A 24,488-nucleotide genomic window follows, 5' to 3' on the forward strand; every position below is an offset into this window, starting at 1 on the left:
AAACACTGATCTTGCTTTCAGTGGAGGCAATTTTGAATAAAAACATGAAAATCCTTATTGTTGACGATTTTTCAACAATGCGTCGTATTGTCAAAAACCTTCTACGCGACTTGGGCTTTAGCAATACGCTAGAAGCTGATGACGGTTTAACGGCATTACCAATGCTCAAGAAGGGCGATTTTGACTTTGTTGTAACCGACTGGAATATGCCGGGAATGCAAGGTATCGACCTGCTAAGACATATTCGTGCCGATGACGAATTGAAACATCTACCTGTTTTGATGATCACTGCAGAAGCAAAACGCGAACAGATTATCGAAGCCGCGCAAGCAGGGGTAAATGGTTACATTGTGAAGCCATTCACTGCAGCCACACTAAAAGAAAAACTAGACAAAATTTTCGAGCGTTTATAACGCGCTCATCATAGCAAATGGCCACATCAGAATGATTTCATTAGAACAAGCTAAGCAGCTTGTTGATTTGTTGGAAAACGACAAACAGCAGGAAGCCAATGAGCTGGTCATGATGATTCAAGGTGGTAGTGAGAGTCGAGTGCTTCAGGAAGTCGGAGCACTAACTCGAGATCTGCACGATGCTCTAATGGAATTCAGCATTGATACGCGTCTCAATGAGATTGCCAATGATGAAATTCCCGAAGCTCGCGACCGCTTAGAATACGTCATCAATAAAACGGAAGTTTCTGCCAATACTACAATGGATGCGGTAGAACGATGCTTGCCTATGGCAGACAACCTCCACGACTGTTTATTGCAAGTTCGTCCACAATGGAACGAATTAATGCATGGCAGGCTTGAGCTAAAGCAATTTAAAGAACTGTGTCATCGTATTGATGATCTACTGAGTCAGGTGGAAGGCGACAGTACCGAACTGCGCACTGAGCTCACCAACATTCTAATGGCGCAGGATTTTCAAGACCTTACTGGACAGATCATTCGTCGCGTTATCACTTTAGTCAGTGAAGTTGAAACGAGACTAGTGGAAATCTTGAAAGTGTTCAGTGACGAACAACAACCAATAACAACAAAACCAAAGCAGGCACCAGTTGGCGTCGAGGGACCGATTATTAACCCTCATGAGAGAGATGATGCAGTTGCGTCGCAAGACGAAGTCGATGATTTACTCTCGAGTCTTGGGTTTTAGGGGTGGACAATGAGCTACGAATTAGATGAAGAGATTCTACAGGACTTTTTAGTAGAGGCGGGTGAGATACTTGAGTTGCTCTCCGAGCAGCTGGTCGAACTAGAAAATAACCCTGAAGATAAAGACCTTTTGAATGCAATATTTAGAGGTTTCCACACTGTGAAAGGTGGAGCGGGATTTCTGGCATTAACTGAACTTGTTGACACCTGTCATGGTGCCGAAAACGTCTTTGATATTCTTCGAAACGGTCAGCGCTCAGTGAGCTCCGGTTTGATGGATACCATGTTAAAAGCTTTGGATACCGTGAATCAACAGTTCCAATCCGTTCAAAATATGACGGCGATTGAACCAGCAGATCCTGCATTACTTGAAGAGCTTCATCGCCTAAGCAAGCCCTCATCAGAAGACGAAACGATCGTGTCTGCTGGCGATGTTTTAGAACCGTCGACCTCGACCACCTCAGAACCGGAGCTTAGCGTTGTTGAATCAACGACGGTGGCACAAGGCGATTCTATTGATGATATCACCCAAGATGAGTTTGAACGTTTATTGGATGAACTTCATGGTAAGGGCAGCGGCCCAAGTAAAGTGGTTCCTACACCGGTTGTTTCTGCGGTAGAAAGCACGCCTGTTGCGCCAGCAGAACTGAACTCATCGGATATTACCGATGATGAGTTTGAAAAACTATTAGACGAACTGCATGGGGTAGGCAAAGGACCGTCAGCCTCTGATGCGTCAAGTTCTATCTCGCCTGTCATTACCCCGAAACCCGTTGTGAAAGAGTCATCGTCAAGTTCAGACAACGGCGACTTAATGACGGATGAAGAGTTTGAAAAACTGCTTGATGAGCTGCATGGTGTGGGTAAAAGTCCTTCACCAGATGAGTTAGCGGTAGCAACAAAACCAGCATCGCAAAATGTGGTCTCTGCAACAATTGAACCAAAAGTTATTGAGGTAGCGACATCGCCCGCACCTGCACCAGAAAAGTCGTTACCTGCGGAAAGTAAGAGTACCGCAGTTCAGACTAAGAAACCTCAAGCTGAAGCGACAGTACGTGTTGATACTTCGACATTAGATACCATCATGAATATGGTGGGAGAGCTGGTGTTGGTTCGTAACCGTTTGGTGAGTTTAGGCCTGAACAGTAACGATGAAGAGATGTCGAAAGCGGTATCTAATCTTGATGTAGTCACGGCTGATCTGCAAGGCGCGGTCATGAAAACCCGCATGCAGCCAATCAAAAAAGTCTTTGGTCGTTTCCCTCGGGTGGTGAGAGATCTTGCTCGAAGCCTCAACAAAGACATTCTGTTGGAGATGCAGGGCGAAGAGACGGACCTAGATAAAAATTTGGTTGAGGCATTAGCCGATCCATTGATTCACTTAGTTCGTAATTCCGTAGACCACGGAGTAGAGATGCCAGATGCTCGTCAACAAGCGGGCAAGTCCCCTACGGGTAAAATTACGCTGTCCGCCTCACAAGAGGGCGATCATATCGAGTTAGCGATCATTGATGATGGTGGCGGTATGGATCCCGAAAAGCTACGTGCGATCGCCGTGAAGCGTGGCATGATGGATGAGGACGCTGCGTCTCGCCTGACGGATAAAGAGTGCTTCAATCTCATATTTATGCCTGGTTTCTCCAGCAAAGAAAAGATCTCAGATATATCAGGGCGTGGAGTGGGTATGGATGTGGTGAAGACCGCAATCAACACTCTAAACGGTTCTATTGATATCGATTCAGAGCTTGGCAAAGGGACAAAAATCACCATTAAAGTCCCGCTTACACTCGCTATCCTTCCGACCTTAATGGTAGGCGTGGGAGGAAACCCGTTCGCGCTGCCATTGGCAAGTGTGAATGAAATATTCCACTTAGATTTGAGCCGGACTAATGTGGTGGATGGTCAGTTGACGATTATCGTTCGTGATAAGTCTATCCCACTGTTCTATTTGCAAAATTGGCTTGCACCGCACGCAGGTCGAGCAGAGCAACGTACCGGACATGGTCATGTTGTTATTGTCCAGATTGGCAGTCAGCGTGTTGGCTTCGTAGTTGATACACTGATAGGTCAAGAAGAAGTGGTGATCAAACCTCTAGATCGTCTGCTACAAGGGACTCCGGGTATGGCTGGTGCAACGATTACCAGTGATGGTCATATCGCATTGATATTAGACGTGCCCGACTTACTTAAGCAGTACGCAGCAGCATCGCGTATCTAATAGGAAAGTCTATGTCACTTAAAGTACTCGTCGTTGACGACTCCAGTTTTTTCCGTAGGCGTGTAAGCGATATTATTAATGCCGCTCCTCGCTTAGAGGTGATTGATGTTGCAGTAAATGGCAAGGAGGCAGTGGAAAAGGCACTGTCGCTGAAACCAGATGTGATCACCATGGACATCGAAATGCCGGTGATGGACGGCATCTCTGCCGTTCGTGAAATCATGGCGTCTCAACCCACACCAATCTTAATGTTTTCATCTTTGACCCAGGAAGGTGCTAAAGCCACATTAGATGCGTTGGAAGCGGGAGCCTTGGATTTCTTACCCAAGAAATTTGAAGATATCGCTCGCAACAAAGATGAAGCGGTTAATTTACTGCAACAGCGTGTACAGCAAATTGCCAGTCGCCGAGCTTTGTTGAGAAGAGCGGCGGTGCGCCCAGTATCAAAACCTCAAAGTGTGTCGACCTCAAGGGCTGCGCTACCACGCGTTGAACCCACCACAAATGTGGCTAGACCAACAGCCGCGCCGAGTCCACGTTTTCGATCAACCGGTAAGTCTTATCAGCTTACCGCCATCGGCACGTCGACCGGTGGGCCTGTCGCACTTCAGAAAATTTTAACCAAGCTGCCTGCTAATTATCCACATCCGATTTTGCTGATTCAGCATATGCCAGCGACATTCACGGCGGCTTTTGCAGCACGCTTGAACTCTCTTTGCCAAATTACCGTCAAAGAGGCAGAAAATGGCGATACGTTGCAACCGGGCGTGGCGTATTTGGCACCTGGTGGTATGCAGATGATGCTTGAAGGGCGTCCTGGGAATGCAAAAATCCGAATTATTGATGGCGGTGAGCGGATGAACTATAAGCCATGTGTTGATGTAACGTTTGGTTCTGCCGCCAAAACCTATCAAGACAAAGTGCTTTCCATGATTCTAACTGGCATGGGAGCGGATGGTCGTGAAGGCGCTCGGATGCTTAAGGCGGCTGGTTCGACGGTGTGGGCTCAAGATGAAGCGTCTTGTGTGGTATATGGCATGCCTCAAGCCGTGGCAAAAGCAGGAATTTCTACGGAAGATCTGCCATTGGAGCGGATTGCAGAACGCATTTTAGTAGAGCTTAAGAGGCACTAACGATGATTGTTTGGAGTGTCGCGAACCAAAAAGGTGGGGTAGGAAAGACGACCACTACCGTGACGTTGGCAGGACTATTGAGTCAAAAAGGCCATCGCGTCTTGTTGATTGATACGGATCCTCATGCATCGCTCACCACTTATCTTGGAATGGATTCAGATAACCTGAGTCATAGTTTGTTCGATTTGTTCCAGTTAAAAGAATTCAGTGAAGCTCGCGTTAAGGCGTTAATTCATCAGACAACGATCGATAATATCGACATAATGCCAGCTCATATGTCACTGGCGACACTCGACCGTGTGATGGGTAATCGCAGTGGCATGGGGCTCATCTTGAAGCGTGCATTACTGGCATTACGGGATAAGTATGACTACGTGTTGATCGATTGTCCGCCAATTTTAGGCGTAATGATGGTCAATGCCTTAGCAGCGAGCGATAGGATTTTGATTCCAGTACAGACCGAATTTCTTGCTATGAAGGGGTTGGAAAGAATGGTTCGCACCTTAGCCATCATGCAGAAATCTCGTCAACGTCCTTTCAAAGTCACGATTGTTCCTACTATGTATGACAAACGGACTCGTGCTTCGTTGCAAACCTTGACGCAGCTCAAACAAGACTATCCATCTCAAGTCTGGAGTTCGGCAGTACCCATTGATACGAAATTTAGAGACGCAAGTTTGAAGCACTTACCAGCATCCCATTTTGCAGCAGGAAGCCGAGGCGTATTCGCCTATAAACAGCTGCTGATTTATCTCGAAAGGTTGGCTCAGGATGAACACTGATAGCGAGCCACTCTCAAGTGAACAAGCGCTAGACGATTACTTTACGTCGCTTTTGGGGCTTGAAGATGAGTTTGATTTTGATGACAACGAGCGCAAAGCCGATGAACCGGTGGTGGTCTCAGAACCATTGGCACAAGAGTGTTCGGACGCAGACCTAGAGTCAGAGTTGCAATGGCAGCCTGAACGTAAAGTAGAACCTAGCCAACCGATGGCAGGCGCTCGCTGTTACGATGAGCTCATTGCTGAAGCAGAGCAGCCGGACCTGCAGCACCTTGAGAAACTGTTTAGTGGATTGCAATCTCAGCCAGATTGCCAAGTCGCCGAACAATCCGAAATCATGGCTTCTCAGGCGATGGTTGCTATTGAAACCCTTCAAGAAACGAATGAACCGGTCAATGAAGAAATCCAATCTTGGGATATTGATACGGTATCTGAGACTCAGGTTGCTGAAGAGCCTAAAGTTGATCCTACTAGCGCCGATACATTAAAGACAGCAGCGGTTACCGGTGGTGACTCAGGGCATCAGAAAGTGTGGCAAAACGGAGAGCGAACCGAAGGGTTTCAGGTCCTATATTTTGACGTCAATGGCGTTACGTTCGCAGTGCCTTTGGATGAACTAGGTGGCATTCACCAGCTAGGTGATTTGAATCACTTGATTGGTAAACCGGCTTGGTATCTTGGTCTCCAGTCGAGCCGCGATAATCAATTGGATGTGGTCGACACCGCCATGTGGGTGATGCCTGATGTGCTTAATGATGATGCCTATAAAGACCGCTATGAGTACGTAGTAATGATGGGTGAAAGTAATTGGGGGCTCGCCGCCACCGCACTTAAAGGGACTGAATTGCTCCGACCAGAAGCTGTCCGTTGGAGAGAAAAATCGGGCAAGCGGCCTTGGCTCGCTGGGATGGTTAAAGAACAAATGTGTGCGTTAGTTCATGTGTCTGAGTTAATTGACATGCTTAATGCTGGATTAGATGTTAAATCGGTACAATAACTAACAAAATTAACGTCTTTGCCACTGTGTTGATAACGAAGGGCAAGGCGGGATTGAATTGAGGGGGAAGACTATGTCTCAAACGATGGATGTTGAACTAAGGAAAGATCAGGCTAACGATGAAGTCCTGCAATGGGTGACGTTTCAGCTAGAAGAAGAAACTTACGGCATCAATGTAATGCAAGTTCGAGAAGTACTTCGTTATACAGAGATAGCACCTGTCCCAGGCGCACCGGATTACGTGTTAGGGATTATCAACCTGCGTGGTAACGTTGTAACTGTCATTGATACGCGCTCGCGCTTTGGTTTAATGCCAGGTGAGATTACTGATAATACGCGTATCATTGTGATTGAGTCAGAGCGTCAGGTCATCGGTATCTTGGTAGACAGTGTCGCAGAGGTGGTGTACTTACGTTCTTCTGAAATTGATACTACGCCAAGTGTGGGCACTGACGAAAGCGCCAAGTTCATTCAAGGTGTGAGTAACCGAGAAGGTAAACTATTGATTCTTGTCGACCTCAACAAACTGCTCTCGGAAGATGAGTGGGACGAAATGGCTTACTTATAATGATTGGCTCTGTGTCTTTAATGTCGCCGCTAGTTTGGGGAGCGGCGGCGTTAACAGTGGTGCTTTTTGTATGGTTAGTGAAAGTTCATCGAGCGCTCAATCTCCATAAGGCACACGCTCGTCAGCAAAAACGAGTGTTAGAAAAAGAGCTTGAAAAGTGTAATAAGCAACTTCTAGAAGTTCGCTCAGTGTTGGTAGGGTTAGGACAGAAATTGTCCGAGCAAGAAGAGATAATTGCTCACCTTACCGAGCGCATCATTGAGCTTGAGAATGTTGATAGCGATGGACGTTTGTACACCAGAGCGAACAAAATGGTTAAGCTCGGTGCTGATATTAATGAGTTGATCGAAGAGTGTGAGCTCCCTAAAGCCGAAGCGGAGTTGATGCTTTCATTGCAAAATAAGATTGCTGGAAAAGAAAAAGTACCACCACTGCATAACGCAACCCAATCTGCACCTATCCCTTCAAGCCAAGGCTACTCGCCGCTAAAAAGAAATCGTTAGAAGTTACAGAGCATCAATAACCCATTGATGTTCTTGTTCTATTTGCGCAACAATGTTAACAATTCTTTACCTTTTTCTAGTCGTCATCGCTATACGGTTTGCTATGCTAATGTCCGGGATGATATGAAAGAATAAGAAAAAATATACCACTTTGTGGGTGCATGTTTCGTTTTAAGAACAATAATTTATAGTTTCTTACCAAGTTTCGTGAAGCGAGTTTGATCATTATCGTTTAACGCTATGTTAGCTATGGTAAGATGAACGCCCTGTCGAACCAGTACATAAACGAATGTTAGAAGTCTCAAAATTAACAGCGATTCGTGATGACCGCGTATTATTTGAAAATTTATCATTTTCTTTACAATTAGGTGATCTTGTTCAGATCGAAGGGCGTAACGGTACGGGTAAAACGACCCTGATGCGCATCGTTGCTGGGCTTGGTGATAAAGAAGAAGGTGACATCAAATGGAACGGCGAAAAAATTGAGTTCAATCGAGAAGATTATCACCAATCTTTGTTGTTTCTAGGGCATCAAACTGGCGTTAAACGTGATCTGACAGCATTCGAAAATCTCAAGTTTTACCAGTCTATTCATGCACCCAATACGTCGACCGAGCAGATATTTTCAGCGTTAACTCAAGTTGGGTTAGCGGGAAGAGAAGATGTACCGGTTGCTCAGTTATCCGCAGGTCAACAACGCAGAGTGGCATTGGCCAGGCTTTGGCTAAGTCAACAACCACTTTGGATTTTGGATGAACCACTGACAGCGATTGACAAACAAGGTGTCAAGGTACTAGAAGACTTATTTCTCAACCATGCGGAACAGGGCGGCATCGTTTTGTTAACAACTCACCAGGATATGTTTAGCGATAACCCTAAACTCAAGAAGATCAAACTTGGAGAGTAGTATGATTGCGTCCATGGTAAAAATCGTTCGTCGAGAGCTACTTATTGCCTTTCGCCGTCAAGCCGATATTTTTAATCCGCTATGGTTTTTTATCATAGTGATAACGTTGTTTCCCTTAAGTATTGGACCAGAGCCAAACCTACTGGCTCGTATTGCGGCTGGTATTGTGTGGGTTGCCGCACTATTATCGGCACTGCTGTCATTAGAGCGATTATTCAAAGATGATTTTCAAGACGGCTCTCTTGAACAGATGATGCTCATGCCGATCCCTTTACAACTGGTTGTAGTGGCAAAAATTATCGCTCACTGGTTATTAACGGGTTTGCCTCTAATCATTATTAGTCCTTTGTTGGCCATCTTGTTGTCATTGGACTCAAATACTTGGATAGCGGTGGTGTTAACTCTATTGGTAGGGACTCCTACGTTGAGTTTTATCGGCGCTATCGGCGTAGCGTTAACCGTCGGGTTGCAAAAAGGTGGGGTGCTGTTGAGTTTACTCGTACTGCCTCTCTATATTCCTATTCTAATATTTGCTACCTCGGCAATTGATGCCGCATCACTGGGCGTTGCGTATAATGGTCAGTTAGCTTTGCTAGCTGCTATGTTAGCCGGGGCTATGACTCTAACCCCATTTGCTATCAGTGCTGCCCTAAGAGTTAGCGTAAACTAAAAATATACAACGCTTACATTGCCTAACTGGTGATGAGAGAAATGTCGTAAAAGAGTGAGAAACACTATGTGGAAATGGCTCCATCCTTATGCCAAACCCGAAACCACTTACCAACTGTGCGGTAAGCTTCTACCATGGTTTGCCACGATAGCATTGCTTTGTTTGTCTGTGGGGACTATCTGGGGGCTTGCGTATGCGCCTGCAGATTACCAGCAAGGCGACAGTTTCCGAATTATCTACATCCATGTTCCGTCAGCCATTTGGTCGATGGGTGTATACATGTCAATGGCTATTGCAGCGTTCATTGGCTTAGTATGGCAGGTCAAACTGTCTAATTTGGCCGCTTTGGCTATGGCTCCGATTGGTGCGGTTTACACCTTTATTGCCTTATTAACTGGCGCAGTTTGGGGCAAGCCAATGTGGGGTGCATGGTGGGTATGGGATGCTCGTCTGACTTCGGAATTGATTCTTCTATTCCTATATCTGGGCGTCATCGCGCTTTACCACGCGTTTGACGATCAGAAAACGGCGGCGAAAGCGGCGAGTATTTTAGCGATTGTCGGTGTGATCAACTTACCGATCATTCACTTTTCGGTAGAGTGGTGGAACACGCTTCACCAAGGAGCAACCATCACTAAGTTTGCCAAACCATCAATTTCTAACGACATGCTGTGGCCATTGCTACTGAATATTTTTGGATTTGCATTCTTCTTTGGTGCGGTGACGATGATTCGTCTGCGCAACGAAATTATCAGCAAAGAAGGGCACCGTCCGTGGGTGATCAAGCTGGCAGAACAAGTGAAGCAAAGAGGTTAAGTACTATGCATTTTGAATCTTTAGGTGACTTTTTTGCTATGGGAGGCTATGCCTCCTACGTTTGGAGCGCATTTGGTATCACCTTCTTATCTATGATTATTCTTCTTGTGACAAGTGTGTCACGAGGAAAAAAACTACTTAAAGACGTTCAAGCTAAAGTCGATAGGCAAGCGCGTATCGAAGCTGCGAAAAATATGGAGAACACTCTATGAACCCAAGGCGTAAGAAAAGGCTCGGCATTATTCTGGCCATTTTCATTGGTATCGGTGCGACTGTAGGCTTGATCATTTATGCACTTAACCAAAACATGGATCTGTTCTATACACCAACGGAGTTGGTAAACGGTAAGAAAGATGGCTCTAAACCCGAAATCGGCCAACGCCTACGTATTGGTGGTATGGTGGTAGCAGGATCAGTGAACCGTGATACAGAATCGCTGCGAGTTAGCTTTGATCTGGCTGATGTCGGTCCTAAGGTGACAGTGGTTTATGATGGTATTCTTCCAGATTTGTTCCGTGAGGGACAAGGTATCGTTGCTCAAGGCGTACTTGTGGAACCAACTAAAATAGAAGCGTTCGAAGTATTGGCTAAGCACGATGAAGAGTACATGCCTCCTGAAATAGCAGAAGCTATGAAGAAGACGCATGAACCGTTGCAATATTCTCTAGAACAGAAACAAGGAAGCGGTCAATGATTGCTGAAATTGGTCACTTTGCACTGATACTCTCTCTGAGTTTATCAGTGCTACTCAGTATTTTGCCGCTGATAGGCGCATCGAAAAATAATACATTACTTATGAACACTGCCAGACCTTTGTCTTGGGGGATGTTCATCATGTTACTATTGTCTTTCGTTGTTTTAGAGTGGGCGTTTTACACTAACGACTTTACCTTGCAATACGTGGCAAGTAACTCGAATACACAATTACCATGGTATTACCGTTTAACCGCCGTATGGGGAGCTCACGAAGGCTCGCTATTGCTTTGGGTTCTTATTCAAGCAGCGTGGACGGTAGCGGTTGCCAGCTTTAGTCGTGGGATGCCACAGGAATCCGTGGCACGCGTATTAGCTGTGATGGGCATGATTACAGTAGGTTTCTTACTGTTTATTATTGTTACTTCCAACCCATTTTTAAGAACCTTGCCTTTCTTCCCTGTAAACGGGCGAGATCTTAACCCGCTACTGCAAGACCCTGGTTTGATCATTCACCCTCCAATGCTTTATATGGGCTATGTAGGTTTCTCGGTCGCTTTCTCTTTTGCTATCGCGTCATTGATGTCTGGTCGTTTGGATACCGCTTGGGCTCGTTGGTCACGCCCTTGGACAACGGCAGCATGGGTCTTCCTGACCCTTGGCATTGCGCTAGGCTCATGGTGGGCTTACTACGAGTTAGGCTGGGGTGGCTGGTGGTTCTGGGATCCCGTTGAAAATGCATCCTTTATGCCTTGGCTAGCGGGTACCGCATTAATGCACTCTCTGGCGGTCACAGAAAAACGTGGTACCTTCAAAGCTTGGACTGTGTTGTTGGCTATCTCTGCTTTTTCTTTGAGCTTACTTGGTACTTTCTTGGTGCGCTCAGGTATTTTGGTCTCGGTACACGCGTTCGCTTCAGATCCATCTCGGGGTATGTTTATTCTGGGCTTCCTGGTGTTCGTAATCGGCGGCTCGTTACTGTTGTTTGCCTTGAAAGGCGCCTCAGTAAGAGTGCGTGGTAACTTTGATCTACTATCACGTGAAAATGCGCTACTAGGCAACAACGTGTTACTGATGGCTGCTCTGGTTGTAGTGCTCGTCGGTACCTTATTACCACTTGTGCATAAGCAAATTGGTTTAGGCTCCGTTTCTATCGGTGCGCCATTTTTCAACATGTTATTTACTTGGTTGATGGTGCCATTTGCGTTCTTACTTGGTATCGGTCCACTGATTCGCTGGAAGCGTGACAATCTGTCGACGCTTATCAAGCCGATGGTGATTTCTGGCGTTATTTCTCTCGCTTTGTCTGCGTTAATGGTCACAGTACTGGCAGAATACTTTACTGGCTTAGCGTTCTTAGGCTGGTTGATGGCATCTTGGATTGTCACCATGCACGGTTTTGAACTTTACGAACGTGCAACTCACCGCCATAGCTTTGTAAAAGGTTTAACGAAGTTACCTCGCAGCCACTGGGCGATGATGCTAGGTCATATTGGTTTAGCGGTTAGCGTGATTGGTATTGCGATGGTGCAAAACTACAGCATTGAACGTGATGTTCGTTTAGCGCCGGGTGAGCATTATCAAATTAATGACTACGATTTTTATTTCAAAGGTCTTCGCGATAAAGACGGCCCAAACTACGATGGCTACATTGCTGACTTTGAAATCACCAAAGATGGTAAGTATATCAACACGCTACATGCAGAAAAACGTTTCTATCGTACTGCGAAGTCAATGATGACTGAGGCGGCTATTGATCGCGGCGTGACTCGTGACCTTTATATCGCGATGGGCGAGCGTCTTGACGACGGTAAGTCATGGGCTGTTCGTATCTACCACAAACCGTTTGTACGTTGGATCTGGTTGGGTGCGTTGATCATGTCTATTGGTGGTGCGTTAGCGATCAGTGACAAGCGCTATCGTTTCAGAAAAGCAGCAAAAAGCGAGGGAGAGGCATAATGAATAAGAAGGTTCTATTTATTCCTTTAATCGCCTTTTTGATTTTGGTATCGGTATTTGCTGTTCAATTGGGTCGCAATCAAGCGGGTGATGATCCAACTAAACTTGAATCGGTTCTGATTGGTAAGCATGTGCCACAGTTTCGCTTAGAAGATCTAGTTGAACCTGGAAAGCTGTACAACCAAGATATCTTCAAAGGAGAGCCTCTGTTGCTCAACGTTTGGGCAACATGGTGCCCAACGTGTTATGCCGAGCATCAGTACTTGAATGAACTGGCTGGTGACGGCGTGAAGATCATTGGTTTGAATTACAAAGATCAGCGTGATAAGGCGATTCAATGGCTTAATGAGCTGGGTAATCCATACTTAATCAGCTTGTTTGACGGTAACGGTATGCTAGGTCTCGATTTGGGCGTTTATGGCGCACCAGAAACTTTCCTAATCGATGCGAATGGTGTGATTCGTTATCGCCATGTCGGGGATGTGAATGCGCGTAACTGGAGCGAAACGCTTCAACCTCTTTACCAGCAAATGCTAGAGGAAGCCAAACAATGAAGAAATGGTTGATCGCGATAGTATCTTCGATGGTGTTGGCTTTAGCCGCCAACGCCGCGATCGAAGTGCATGAATTTGATTCCTTAGAGCAAGAGAACCAGTTCAAAGAACTTAACCACACGCTACGATGCCCTAAGTGTCAAAACAACACCATCGGTGATTCTAATGCAGAACTTGCCGTTGACCTTCGTCAAAAAGTGTATGAAATGACGAAAGAAGGCAAATCAAAAGATGAGATTGTCGATTACATGATTGCACGTTACGGCAATTTTGTGACTTACAATCCACCTCTGACATTCGCTACTGCAATTCTTTGGGTTGGCCCGTTATTTGTAGTGATATTCGGTTTTGGCTTGATTGTGGTACGCAGCCGCAAAAACCGCGTTAAGCAAGCGGAACAAGCCGGCAGCGAGTGGAGTGAAGAGAAAGAAGCTCAGCTTAAAGCTCTGCTAGATGAAAAAGAGACTGGAGATAAGCAGTAATGACACTTTTTTGGATATCAACCGTCGTTCTCGTTCTCGTTGCTATCGCTTTATTGGCAATCACGCTGAGTAGCAAGAAAGCAAACAATGATGAACAACTTCGCGATGAACTGAACAAGGCATTCTACAAAGACCGTCTCTCAGAGTTGGAAGTGGAAAACGAAGAGGGTTTGGTGGAGAACCAGCAAGACCTTATCGATGATCTAAAACAGTCATTACTCGATGACATTCCTCAGCAAAAAGTTCAGAAGGACAACGTTAACATTTCGCCAATGGCGATTCTTGTTCCTTCTGTGGCCTTGGTTGTCATTCTTACCTATGGCATGTATATGCATTTTGGTGGTGCAACGAAAGTAAAAAACTGGCAAGAAGTTACCGCTAACCTGCCTGAACTGTCGAAAAAGCTAATGGCAGGCTCGGCAGAGCCAATGACAGAAGATGAAATGCAAGATCTTACGTTGGCGCTGCGTACTCGTTTGCATTACCAAAAAGACGATGCGACCGGTTGGTTGTTGCTTGGACGAATCGCGTTAGCAAACCGTGATGTCACCACGGCGACCGATGCCATGGAAAAAGCGTATCGCTTAACGCCAAACGATGACGACGTTAAACTGGGTTATGCTCAAGCATTGATGATGTCGCAAGACGAAATGGACAATAATCGAGCGAGAGGTTTACTTACGAGTTTGATTCAGGAAGAGTACGTCGATCTTCGCGTATTCTCGCTACTCGCCTTTGATGCGTTTGAACGTGAAGACTTCCCTGGTGCGATTCGTTATTGGTCTATCATGCAAAAAATGATTGGGCCTGAAGACAGTCGTTATGAAATGCTGTCACGCAGTATTGAAAGTGCGAAAGCTCGCATGGGCGAACCTATCGTTGAGGGTAAGTCTATTGCGGTCACCATTTCACTCGACCCAGAAGTTCGTGTACCACAAGATGCAGCACTAATCGTCTCAGTACATCCAGCAGACGGTTCGCCAATGCCAGTTGCGGCGTCGCGCTACCCGCTAGGTACTTTCCCACGTACTGTTGTTTTGGATGATAACAACAGCATGATGGAAGGGCGTAAGCTATCAAGTTTAGATGGCCTTATTGTGAGAGTTCGTATCGACAGTGATGGTAATGTTGCTACTCGTGATGGCGATTGGTTTGGTGAAAGCCAGCCTGCTAAATTAGGTGATACCGTGGAGGTGTCTATTAATCAGCAGTACTGATGCCTATAACATATAGTCATACTGATTAATAAATATTGGTCTAGATTGTTGCTTTAACTAGCCTGTGCAGTTGCATACCGCTATACTCATCACTAGTGGTTATAACAACAATCTAGAGCTTAGCTCCTAGTAATCAATATATTAGGAGTAAAAAATTTAGAGGTGCTCAGATTGTCATGGCTTATGGATGAGGTTATGCAGTCAGCATTAACCGGCAAAAAGAATGTTCTTTTTGCCGTTTTTGTTTCTAGCGTATTTTTGTTTGGTTGCTCTTCATCTCCAGAAGATGTCGAACCAATTGAGAGCCAAGAAACGACACTAGCCCCTTCGGACTCAAGTTTGAATGCGGCCGATAATCTGCGAATAAACAACATTGCAGACCAGACCAGTGATGACGTCACTCAGGTTGGTACGGAAGTTTATGATCCCTTTGAAAGCTTTAACCGAGCGATGTGGACGATTAACTACGATTATCTCGATCCCTACTTCGTAAGACCTGTTTCACTTGCCTATGTAAACTATACTCCAGACTCCGTGAGGTTGGGCGTTCGTAACTTTTTAGCTAACTTAGATGAGCCTTTTAGCGCGGTGAACAATGCTGTGATGGGGAACGGTGGAAAAGCCCTTGATCACTTCAACCGATTTTGGATAAACAGTACGTTGGGGCTACTAGGATTTGTGGATATCGCTTCGGCGGCCGGCATTGAAAAACGAGATAAGAAAGAGTTTGGTGATGCGATAGGTCACTATGGTGTGGGGACGGGTCCTTATTTTATGGTTCCCGGTTACGGCCCTATAACGTTGCGTGAGGGTGCGGATATAGTCGACGGGTTGTATCCACCTATTTCATTCTTGAACTTCTGGGCAAGCCTTGGTAAATGGGCACTAGAGGGGATGGAAAAGCGGGCCCTTGTTGTCCCTCAAGAAGCTATGCTTGAGCAGTCTCCAGATCCATATTCGTTGACGCGTGATATTTATATTCAACGCCAAAACTACAAAGCAGAAGTTGCAGACGATGAGGTAGATGCGGAGCAAGAGGCGTATATCGATGACTATTTAGATGATTTTGAGTAGCCTTCGGTCGGAATCAACGTCATTCTCGTGAAAATGAGAATCTTGTAAAGCGCGTGCTGGCGGTAATAGAACGACGGTTGGACTGCGACTTGTTGAACGAGATCCTCACTTTTGTGAGGATGACGCATAATCCTGAATCAAGATAATCGTCATTCTCGTGAAAATGAGAATCTTGTAAAGCGCGTGCTGGCGGTAATAGAACGACGGTTGGGCTGCGACTTGTTGAACGAGATCCTCACTTTTGTGAGGATGACGCATAATCCTGAATCAAGATAATCGTCATTCTCGTGAAAATGAGAATCTTGTAAAGCGCGTGCTGGCGGTAATAGAACGACGGTTGGGCTGCGACTTGTTGAACGAGATCCTCACTTTTGTGAGGATGACGTATAATCCTGAATCAAGACAATCGTCATTCTCGTGAAAACGAGAATCTCTTGAAGCGTGTTGCAAACTATAGAGGATTTAGAAACGATAGTTCGCTTGTACACCTACAATCCAAACATTTCCTGATATTTCACCATTGAAATTACCAAACTTTGCAGCATCATTGTCAGAGCTATCGCGAGGTTCGTTAATTGAGGCTTTACGAGCCATAATGTAAGTCAGGCCTCCATCGAGTGTGAACTGTTTTGTGAATGCGTAGCTAGCTCCTGCACTTAGCCACGTGCGATCTGTTTCTGGAATAGTAGTAGTGCGATATTTGTCATCAACTGCCGACATATCATAGGCTACGCCACCGCGTAAAGTTAGCTTTTTACTCAAAGAATATGTTGTACCAATAGCAAAGCGGTAACTATCTTTCCAGTTCTCTTCTTTAATATGGCTGCTTGTGCCATCAACAAACTCCGCATGAAGCTCTTTAAAGCTGCTCCATTGTGTCCAATTAATACTGGAGTGCAATGCCCATTGGTCTGTAACTTGGTGAAAACTTGATAGTTCAGCCGTCGCAGGCAGTGCGACGCTTAACTTGCCATCTTTTTTACCCATGAAGCCAAACCCAATTCCTTCCCCATGCCCTTCGAAGTCCATCATTACTTCAGACTTGTAAGCAAAGCCGATACGGTTCATGTCGTTGATTTGCCAAGCAGCCCCCAATACATAGCCCCAAGATGAGTCTGTACCTTCTACATACTTCAGGTAATCACCTTTTGATACAGGGATACTCGTTGTCTGACTCACTGGAATCGCAGCATCAAATGGTGCAGTGGCGCCAATTTTTCCTTCACCCGTGACGTAGCGAATACCACCACCGAAGCTGAATTGGTCGTTCAGTTTGTAGGCTAAGCTCGCGACTGCTTCTACAGTCATGATCTTTGCTTCATTACCATATTGAGTGGCTTTGAAATCACTACCTAGGTCTGTTTCCATACCGTAGTTAGAACCCAGAGCGAAACCAGTCGAAAATTTATCGTTGATCTCATGAGAGATATAAAAGTTTGGGACAGGCGCACTGTTAGCGATGTCGTTAGCTTCGGTATAACCGGCAGTAGACGATGTACCACTAACATCGATGTTAGGTTCGACATAAAGTACACCACCAGATACTTGAGTCCCTTCTAGGTAGGTCAACATCGCTGGGTTACGCCATTGTACGCTCGCATTGTCAGCCATCGCTGCCTCACCGGCATATGCACGTCCTAGACCAGTCGCTGAATATTCTGCTAGTTGAAAACCTGCCGCTGAGACCTGTGTAGAGGAGAGCAGCCCCAAAACCACTGCAAGAGATAGGGGAGTTCGTTTTGAAATTGTCATTATTGTTCGCTCAAAGTATTTCCATTTAGAGCGGTGATTCTATTTTTAGAGTAAATGCTTTAAAACTAATTTATTACAAATACATCATTTTTGAATTTAAATATCGTAAAAATATATTATTGTGGGTTAATAATCTAGATGTTATGGTGATGTTTCAAAAATTCAGCTTACATCTGTATACAAAAACTAAGAAAAGGTATGACCAGTTGTATGCTGAAAGTGAAGGGTAGAGTAGGGGGAGATAGAAAAAAGGGTCGGAATACCGACCCTTGAGAAGTTTAGCTGTTTAGCTTAGAAGCTGTAGCTGTATTGGATACCTGCTAAGAAAGCGTCTGCTTTTGTAGTAGCGTAAAGCACATCAGAGTTACCATCGTTAACAGATACGTCTTTACCCATTAGGTATGTAAAGCCGAAATCAACTGTATGGTGTTTTTTGAAGTGGTATCCAAAACCGGCAGAAAGCCATTGGCGATCTGAATCTGGTACTGAGATAGAAGTAATCTTATCTTGCGCTGCTGTATCATACATATAGCCTGCACGAAGAGTCCATGCATCATTTAAGTAATACGTACCGCCCAATGCTGCATGGTAACCGTCTTTCCACTTATAGTCTTTGCTGAATGAGCCGCCGGTTGTTTCTAGTGTATCGAATACACTCCAACCAATCCATTGTAAGCTATAGTGAACCGCGAACTTGGTATCTTGGATTTTATGGTAACCAGAAAATTCTAGCATGCTAGGCAAAGGAAGTTTTAGTTTCTCATTAGAGATATCATTACCAGTTACACTCATATCGCCATCAGCTTCGATTTCTGGGCTATAGTGGTAGGCAAGACCAAAACGATTATCTTCGTTTAGCTCAAATACTGTACCCAGGTTGAAACCAAGACCTACGCCGCTTACGTCGATATCAACTAGGTTTGTAGGAGCTGGGCTAGACCAACCAGTACTGCGGATTAGCTTTCCTGAACCCTGAATAATGTCTAAACCAGCACCAATACTCCATTGTTCATTTACTCGATAAGCTGCATTCAGAGTGTAGTTAATACTTGAGATCTCAGTAGTGCCAGCAAATGCTGCTGCACCAGGTACTTGACCCGGAACACCTGGCTGTCCAGAGCCAAAACTATCATCAAAGTTGTTCTTAGTACCAAAGTTTGAATAGATACCAGCACCCAAAGCCCATTGATCATTTAGGCGATGGATGTAGTAGATGTTTGGAACAGGAGTACCGCTTGAATTATTTACATCAGCGATAGGACCCTGCGCTCCACCAAGGTAATCTATGTTTTTAACATCAATGCTCGTCTTGATATAATTCACACCACCAGAAAACTGGTGCGAATCAAACAACGTCATCGCTGCCGCGTTACGCGCCATTACCGAAGCGTTATCCGCAATTACTGCATCACCCGCAAACGCACGACCTAAGCCTGTTGCTGACTGAGAGTTAAGTTGGAAACCTGCTGCTGCTGCATGTTGAGAGGCGAAAGTAAGTGACGAGACTGCCACTGCTAATAGTGTTTTTTTATACAGACGCGAAGTAGTCATTTAGTATACATCCTTTTTTGTAATCGCCTCTTTGGGCGTTAGTGAAAATTGAGTTAATGCTCAATTTCGGGGCTGATCCTAATCGCTAGTATAGGTAATAGAAATCTGACCAGTAAGTAAAATCACGTTAAAAGTATATAAATGACGACTATTTGGCAGGAAATGCATCGAAAATGGTTATTTCTAGAGTATGTACTCTAGAAATAACTGTATCAATAAAAAAAGAGCCTTATCTCGACATAAGGCTCTTTTCGCAATAAAATTATGCAGGATTTAAGATTTTCTTGATGTTTTCGCCGATTTTAGCATAGTCTTCGCCTTCTTCACCGACTAGAATGAAACTTGCGTCACCGATCGGCTCGACCATACCTGCCATCCCATCTTTATCGAAAGACTTGGTTTGCGGGCTCGCAACACCTGTTAAAAACAAGGTAACTTTGCCTTTTTCTCCTTGAAATACCATATGCATTGCGTGTGAATCACCAAACCCGCAGTGGTTCAAATAATAAACATGGTACGGAAATTTTTGTCCTATCTGATAGGCAAAGGGCAATAACTTTGCATTGATTTGAGCTTTAGACACATTTTCGTCTAATGATTCCACAAAGCTCGTCTCTTTATGAACGAGTTTGATTGCAGTATCGGAGAGCGAAGCTTGCGCTGGCGTAACAACAACGTTCCCCCAGTTTACTTCCCCGACAAGCAAACCAAACGCAAAGGCAATAGATGCTGCCAATGACATTGCCCGTTTACCGAAAGTCACTTTAACCACATTGCTTTCAGGTTGGTTAAATAAGATCCGGTCTGCCAAGTCGTCGGGAACATCGACTTTCATCGCCTGTTCTATTTGAGCATCTAAAGCCAGAATATCGTCCATATATTTGGCATTACGTTCATTTTGTTGAAGCGCTTCCAACAACTCCGCATCTTTCGCCTTCGGATCGGACATAATACGACGACGGAATTCTAACTCATCCATTGTGTTGCCCCCTAGGTAAATCCGCAGACTCCAACATTTCCTTGAGCTGGTTGCGCGCTCTAAATAATCGAGTCATTACCGTGTTTTTGTTTAGGTCAAGAATCGAGCCTATCTCCTCGCCGCTAAAGCCACCAACGACTTGCAAAAAGAGCGGTTCACGATACTCAACATCGAGTTTCATAATTTGAGCTTGAAGCCATTCCTGCTGATGGTGCGGATCATCAGAAACTTTTGCATCGTTGCCAAAATCATCAATATCTACCAGATCAAACTGTTTACGTTCAAAACGACGAGCATTTTCTCTACGCAGAATCGTAATTAGCCACGACTTAGCGGATTTTTCATCTTGGAGACTATCCAGAGACTTCCAGGCGCGCAAGCAAGTTTCTTGAACGAGATCCTCGGCGACAGGCTTATCTTTACACAACCAATAAGCATATCGATATAGATCTCTATGATAAGCACGAACCAGTGCTTCGTATTTTCTTTGTTTGTCCATATTCGAGTTGACCGGAGTACTCGAAGATTTCTTTCCAAACTTTTTTATAAATGACACAGGAGCCCCCGTTTTTGCTCTGTGATTCGCGTTTTTTCGTTGTATTCATAGCAAAGTCACTCAAAATTGATCTAGTTCAAAATTAAGACCTGAGGAGCGGTTATATTAACTCTTGTCATCTCGTTGGTCTTTCGGGACTAACATGTTGAGCAAGATGACACTTCCTTTTGAAGGCTGACTTTACTTTCTCCTAATCAGGAAACTGATTATTTTCAATTGGCGCAAGTTAATTGCTTTATAGATTCCAACCACACAATTTACTGTGTGGTTTTTTTTTGCCTGAGAAATCTATCTACTTGTTTTCACTCTCTCTATTGTCGCCTAGCATGTGTGAATCTCATATTCCATTTTGGTCGACCATATCACGTTATTCAATAAATCCATCAAGTTTTATTAAACGGTTGTTTTAAATCCTTAACATCTTCGTTACAATGTCGTGGTCAGACCTCTTAGGAAGGAGAAATTATGAGCAGTAAGGAAGTGGGGAAAATCGATCTCACCACCCGTAACGGCGAACGTATCGCTGTAGTTGCAGGTTTGCGCACCCCTTTTGCGCGCCAAAGCACCGAATTTAGCCAAGTACCTGCCGTTGATCTAGGCAAGATGGTTGTTGCCGAAATGATGGCACGTACTGATATTGATCCTAAGCTGATTGATCAAGTGGTATTTGGTCAAGTGGTTCAGATGCCTGAGGCACCAAATATCGCGCGAGAAATAGTTCTTGGCACTGGTATGAACATTCATACTGATGCCTATAGTGTGACCCGAGCTTGTGCGACAAGTTTCCAAGCCGCTGCCAATGTCTGTGAAAGTATTATGGCGGGCACTATTGATGTGGGTATCGCTGGTGGCGCGGATTCCTCTTCTGTTCTACCTATCGGGGTTTCTAAAAAACTGGCGGCGAATCTACTTGCTCTGAGTAAAACCAAAACCGTCGGACAAAAACTAAGCATTCTCAAGAAATTGTCTTTCAAAGACCTTATGCCTGTACCGCCAGCCGTCGCAGAGTATTCAACAGGCTTGTCCATGGGACAAACGGCTGAGCAGATGGCGAAGTCACACGGTATCACCCGTCTAGAGCAAGATGAGCTAGCGCATCGGTCACACTCTCTTGCATCACAAGCTTGGAAAGAGGGCAAAGTACGTGATGAAGTGATGACGGCTTTTCCTGAACCTTATAAGCAGTGTCTAGATCAAGATAACAATATCCGTCACGATTCAGAGCTTGCGAGTTACAGCAAGTTGCGTCCAGCATTTGACCGTCAATATGGCACGGTTACTGCGGCGAACAGTACGCCGCTAACTGATGGTGCTGCCGCCATTATGTTGATGCGTGAAGGCCGCGCTAAAGAGCTGGGTTTAGAAATCAAAGGCTATATCCGTTCTTATGCGTTCTCCGCTATTGGCGTTCGTGAAGATATGCTGATGGGGCCATCTTATGCGACGCCTATGGCGCTAGACCGCGCAGGTATCTCGCTATCAGATTTAACGCTTATTGACATGCACGAAGCCTTCGCTGCTCAAGCACTCTCGAACGTCAAAATGTTTGCGAGTGAATCTTTTGCCAAAGAAAAGCTTGGTCGTTCGAGTGCGATTGGTGAAATTGATATGGAGAAATTTAACGTGCTTGGCGGTTCACTAGCTTACGGCCACCCATTCGCCGCCACTGGTGCACGAATGATTACACAAACACTCAACGAGCTTAAACGCCGTGGTGGTGGATTAGCGCTGAACACAGCATGTGCTGCTGGTGGCTTAGGCGCGGCGATGATTCTGGAGGTAGAATAATGAGTGAGCAAAAAGCCTTTCATCTTAATGTTGATGAGCAGAACATTGCATGGCTTGGAATAGATGTTCCAGGTGAAAAAATGAATACCCTTCAAGCCGCGTTTGCCGATGAAATGGCACAAGTCTTTTCTGAGCTTGAAGAGAAAAAATCGGCACTTAAAGGGTTGATTGTCCACTCGCTGAAGCCGGATAACTTTATTGCTGGTGCAGACGTCAGAATGCTCGATGCCTGCACTTCTGCAGAAGAAGCGCAAGCGCTCGCGGCAAAAGGACAACAGATGTTCCAGCAGCTTTCCGACCTTCCATTCCCAGTCGTTGCAGCCATTCACGGTCCTTGCTTGGGGGGCGGTCTAGAACTCGCGCTCGCTTGTGATTATCGAGTGTGTAGTGATGTAGATATTACTAAATTGGGACTACCAGAAGTTCAACTCGGTCTGCTACCAGGCTCTGGTGGTACTCAACGATTACCAAGACTGATTGGATTGCTGCCTTCTCTTGACCTGATTCTCACCGGCAAGCAGCTTCGCGCGAAAAAAGCGAAGAAACTTGGTGTTGTTGATGCGAGCGTTCCGCCCACTATTTTGTTAGAGGTGGCAAAAGATTTCTTAGAAAAAGGCAAAAAACGCAAAGCGAAGAAACTGTCTAAGAAAGAAGTGTTGATGTCGGGTACGGGCCTTGGTCGAAAAGTGATTTTTGATCAAGCAGCGAAGAAGACGAACGAAAAGACACGTGGCAACTATCCTGCGGCCGATGCCATTTTGGATGTGATTCGCTATGGTCTCGAAAAAGGCATGAAGAAAGGGCTGGAGAATGAAGCTAAACGTTTCGGCGAATTAGTGATGACTTCAGAATCGAAAGCGTTACGTTCTATTTTCTTCGCGATCACAGAGATGAAGAAAGAGTTTGGCAGCGATGCACAACCTAAAGCCGTCGACAACGCTGTAGTGCTTGGTGGTGGCTTAATGGGGGCGGGTATTACTCACGTCACCGTATGCAAAGCGAAAGTCCCTGTTCGCATTAAAGATGTGGCTAACGAAGGCATCGTGAATGCGCTTAACTACAACTTTAAGTTATTAGAGAAAAAGCGAAAGCGTCGCATTATCTCTAAAGCGGATCTGCAAGCGCAAATGTTACAAATGGCTGGTGGCACAGACTTTACCGGTTTCGCCAAGGCCGATGTTGTGGTTGAAGCGGTATTTGAAGATCTGTCGTTAAAACAGCAGATGGTGAATGACGTTGAAACCAACGCTAAACCAGAGACCATTTTCGCTACCAATACGTCATCCATTCCTATTGCTCAGATTGCGGAAAAAGCCGAACGCCCGGAAAACGTGGTAGGTCTGCACTACTTTAGTCCAGCCGATAAAATGCCTTTGGTGGAAGTGATTCCTCATGAAGGTACATCGGATGACACTATCGCGACTATGGTTAAGTTTGCTAGAAAGCAAGGCAAAACACCAATTGTGGTCAAAGACCAAGCTGGCTTCTACGTAAACCGTATCTTAGCGCCTTACATGAATGAAGCGGCAAACGTTCTACTATCAAACGAGCCGATTGAAGCGCTCGATAACGCCTTGCTAGACTTTGGTTTCCCTGTCGGACCTATTACATTGTTAGATGAAGTCGGTGTTGATATTGGTGCCAAGATCATGCCGATTCTCGTCGCTGAACTCGGTGAGCGATTCCAAGGTCCAGATGTCTTCGACAAGTTATTAAACGATGGCCGTAAAGGCAGAAAAACAGGCAAAGGTTTCTATACCTACAAAGGTAAGAAGAAGTCAGTGGACAGTTCGATGTATAGCGTTCTTGGGCTGAAACCTGAAGCTAAGATGTCTGAAAAGGATATCGCTATTCGCTGTGCTTTACCTATGTTGAACGAAGCAGTGCGCTGCTTGGACGAAGGTATTATTCGCAGTCCTCGTGACGGTGACATCGGTGCGATCTTCGGTATTGGTTTCCCACCATTCCTAGGGGGGCCTTTCCGCTATATGGATACGATTGGTATTAAGAAAGTGGTTGAGTTGATGAACCAACATGCTGAGAAATACGGTGACCGCTTCGCGCCATGCGACGGTTTATTAACTCGTGCGGGGCTTGACGAAACTTTCTATAAATAAGCGTTAAAAAAC

General features: G+C 45.2%; 24 protein-coding genes. 20 read left to right on the plus strand and 4 right to left on the minus strand.

Annotation, left to right across the window (positions count from 1 at the left end; all coding sequences use genetic code 11):
• Positions 1-44: 44 nt before the first annotated feature.
• The 18 genes from cheY to VTH8203_RS21670 all read left to right on the plus strand — a co-directional run bounded on the left by cheY (position 45) and on the right by VTH8203_RS21670 (position 15,733).
• Positions 45-413 (plus strand): chemotaxis response regulator CheY, encoded by a 369-nt coding sequence (gene cheY / locus VTH8203_RS21585; RefSeq protein ID WP_096995504.1) that lies wholly within the window; start codon positions 45-47, stop codon positions 411-413.
• Positions 414-444: 31 nt separating this feature from the next.
• Positions 445-1,161: a protein phosphatase CheZ gene (locus VTH8203_RS21590; RefSeq protein ID WP_096995505.1), complete on the plus strand. Its 717-nt coding sequence runs from the start codon at positions 445-447 to the stop codon at positions 1,159-1,161.
• 9 nt (positions 1,162-1,170) lie between these two features.
• Positions 1,171-3,378: a chemotaxis protein CheA gene (locus VTH8203_RS21595; RefSeq protein ID WP_096995506.1), complete on the plus strand. Its 2,208-nt coding sequence runs from the start codon at positions 1,171-1,173 to the stop codon at positions 3,376-3,378.
• 11 nt (positions 3,379-3,389) lie between these two features.
• Positions 3,390-4,511, plus strand: a complete 1,122-nt coding sequence (locus tag VTH8203_RS21600) for a protein-glutamate methylesterase/protein-glutamine glutaminase (protein ID WP_096995507.1) — start codon at positions 3,390-3,392, stop codon at positions 4,509-4,511.
• A 2-nt stretch (positions 4,512-4,513) separates the two neighbouring features.
• On the plus strand, positions 4,514-5,293 hold the full coding sequence (locus VTH8203_RS21605; protein WP_096995508.1) for a ParA family protein: 780 nt from the start codon (positions 4,514-4,516) through the stop codon (positions 5,291-5,293).
• The gene (locus tag VTH8203_RS21610) at positions 5,283-6,290 is read left to right on the plus strand and encodes a chemotaxis protein CheW (protein ID WP_096995509.1); all 1,008 of its coding nucleotides are present in this window, start codon (positions 5,283-5,285) and stop codon (positions 6,288-6,290) included. The genes VTH8203_RS21605 and VTH8203_RS21610 overlap by 11 nt, the downstream gene beginning before the upstream one ends.
• 73 nt (positions 6,291-6,363) lie before the next feature.
• On the plus strand, positions 6,364-6,858 hold the full coding sequence (locus tag VTH8203_RS21615) for a chemotaxis protein CheW (RefSeq protein ID WP_006069986.1): 495 nt from the start codon (positions 6,364-6,366) through the stop codon (positions 6,856-6,858).
• Positions 6,858-7,361, plus strand: coding sequence for a DUF2802 domain-containing protein (locus VTH8203_RS21620; RefSeq protein ID WP_096995510.1), 504 nt, complete (start codon positions 6,858-6,860; stop codon positions 7,359-7,361). The genes VTH8203_RS21615 and VTH8203_RS21620 overlap by 1 nt, the downstream gene beginning before the upstream one ends.
• A 289-nt stretch (positions 7,362-7,650) precedes the next feature.
• Positions 7,651-8,268, plus strand: coding sequence for a cytochrome c biogenesis heme-transporting ATPase CcmA (ccmA, locus tag VTH8203_RS21625; RefSeq protein WP_096995511.1), 618 nt, complete (start codon positions 7,651-7,653; stop codon positions 8,266-8,268).
• Between the two features lies 1 nt (position 8,269).
• Positions 8,270-8,938 carry a heme exporter protein CcmB gene (gene ccmB, locus VTH8203_RS21630; RefSeq protein ID WP_096995512.1) on the plus strand — a complete coding sequence of 223 codons (669 nt, stop codon included), beginning with the start codon at positions 8,270-8,272 and terminating at the stop codon, positions 8,936-8,938.
• 66 nt (positions 8,939-9,004) lie between these two features.
• Positions 9,005-9,754 (plus strand): heme ABC transporter permease, encoded by a 750-nt coding sequence (locus VTH8203_RS21635; RefSeq protein WP_096995513.1) that lies wholly within the window; start codon positions 9,005-9,007, stop codon positions 9,752-9,754.
• A 5-nt stretch (positions 9,755-9,759) separates the two neighbouring features.
• Entirely contained in the window at positions 9,760-9,966 is a 207-nt protein-coding gene (gene ccmD, locus VTH8203_RS21640; RefSeq protein ID WP_006069991.1) for a heme exporter protein CcmD, read from the plus strand.
• Complete coding sequence (gene ccmE / locus VTH8203_RS21645) at positions 9,963-10,448, plus strand: cytochrome c maturation protein CcmE (RefSeq protein ID WP_096995514.1); 486 nt, start codon at positions 9,963-9,965, stop codon at positions 10,446-10,448. Before ccmD ends, ccmE begins: the two co-directional genes overlap by 4 nt.
• The gene (locus VTH8203_RS21650) at positions 10,445-12,406 is read left to right on the plus strand and encodes a heme lyase CcmF/NrfE family subunit (protein WP_096995515.1); all 1,962 of its coding nucleotides are present in this window, start codon (positions 10,445-10,447) and stop codon (positions 12,404-12,406) included. Before ccmE ends, VTH8203_RS21650 begins: the two co-directional genes overlap by 4 nt.
• Positions 12,406-12,960, plus strand: a complete 555-nt coding sequence (locus tag VTH8203_RS21655; protein ID WP_096995516.1) for a DsbE family thiol:disulfide interchange protein — start codon at positions 12,406-12,408, stop codon at positions 12,958-12,960. The genes VTH8203_RS21650 and VTH8203_RS21655 overlap by 1 nt, the downstream gene beginning before the upstream one ends.
• Positions 12,957-13,442 (plus strand): cytochrome c-type biogenesis protein, encoded by a 486-nt coding sequence (locus VTH8203_RS21660; protein WP_096995517.1) that lies wholly within the window; start codon positions 12,957-12,959, stop codon positions 13,440-13,442. Before VTH8203_RS21655 ends, VTH8203_RS21660 begins: the two co-directional genes overlap by 4 nt.
• Positions 13,442-14,659: a c-type cytochrome biogenesis protein CcmI gene (ccmI, locus tag VTH8203_RS21665; protein WP_096995518.1), complete on the plus strand. Its 1,218-nt coding sequence runs from the start codon at positions 13,442-13,444 to the stop codon at positions 14,657-14,659. Before VTH8203_RS21660 ends, ccmI begins: the two co-directional genes overlap by 1 nt.
• A 195-nt stretch (positions 14,660-14,854) precedes the next feature.
• Entirely contained in the window at positions 14,855-15,733 is an 879-nt protein-coding gene (locus tag VTH8203_RS21670) for an MlaA family lipoprotein (RefSeq protein WP_096995519.1), read from the plus strand.
• 462 nt (positions 15,734-16,195) lie between these two features.
• On the opposite strand, the gene VTH8203_RS21675 is transcribed toward VTH8203_RS21670, so the two are convergent.
• The 4 genes from VTH8203_RS21675 to VTH8203_RS21690 form a co-directional block, all read right to left on the minus strand.
• Positions 16,196-17,485 carry an outer membrane protein transport protein gene (locus tag VTH8203_RS21675; protein ID WP_096995520.1) on the minus strand — a complete coding sequence of 430 codons (1,290 nt, stop codon included), beginning with the start codon at positions 17,483-17,485 and terminating at the stop codon, positions 16,196-16,198.
• Positions 17,486-17,776: 291 nt separating this feature from the next.
• Positions 17,777-19,036 (minus strand): outer membrane protein transport protein, encoded by a 1,260-nt coding sequence (locus tag VTH8203_RS21680; protein ID WP_096995521.1) that lies wholly within the window; start codon positions 19,034-19,036, stop codon positions 17,777-17,779.
• Positions 19,037-19,298: 262 nt separating this feature from the next.
• Positions 19,299-20,015, minus strand: a complete 717-nt coding sequence (locus VTH8203_RS21685; RefSeq protein WP_096995522.1) for a DUF3379 domain-containing protein — start codon at positions 20,013-20,015, stop codon at positions 19,299-19,301.
• Complete coding sequence (locus VTH8203_RS21690) at positions 20,008-20,514, minus strand: sigma-70 family RNA polymerase sigma factor (RefSeq protein WP_244181292.1); 507 nt, start codon at positions 20,512-20,514, stop codon at positions 20,008-20,010. Before VTH8203_RS21690 ends, VTH8203_RS21685 begins: the two co-directional genes overlap by 8 nt.
• A 522-nt stretch (positions 20,515-21,036) precedes the next feature.
• Between VTH8203_RS21690 and fadI the strand changes: the two genes are divergently transcribed.
• On the plus strand, positions 21,037-22,359 hold the full coding sequence (fadI, locus tag VTH8203_RS21695; RefSeq protein WP_370739267.1) for an acetyl-CoA C-acyltransferase FadI: 1,323 nt from the start codon (positions 21,037-21,039) through the stop codon (positions 22,357-22,359).
• Complete coding sequence (gene fadJ, locus VTH8203_RS21700; RefSeq protein ID WP_096995524.1) at positions 22,359-24,476, plus strand: fatty acid oxidation complex subunit alpha FadJ; 2,118 nt, start codon at positions 22,359-22,361, stop codon at positions 24,474-24,476. The genes fadI and fadJ overlap by 1 nt, the downstream gene beginning before the upstream one ends.
• Positions 24,477-24,488 lie beyond the last annotated feature (12 nt).

The sequence above is a fragment of the Vibrio thalassae genome, assembly GCF_900089835.1.
GTDB classification, from domain to species: domain Bacteria; phylum Pseudomonadota; class Gammaproteobacteria; order Enterobacterales; family Vibrionaceae; genus Vibrio; species Vibrio thalassae.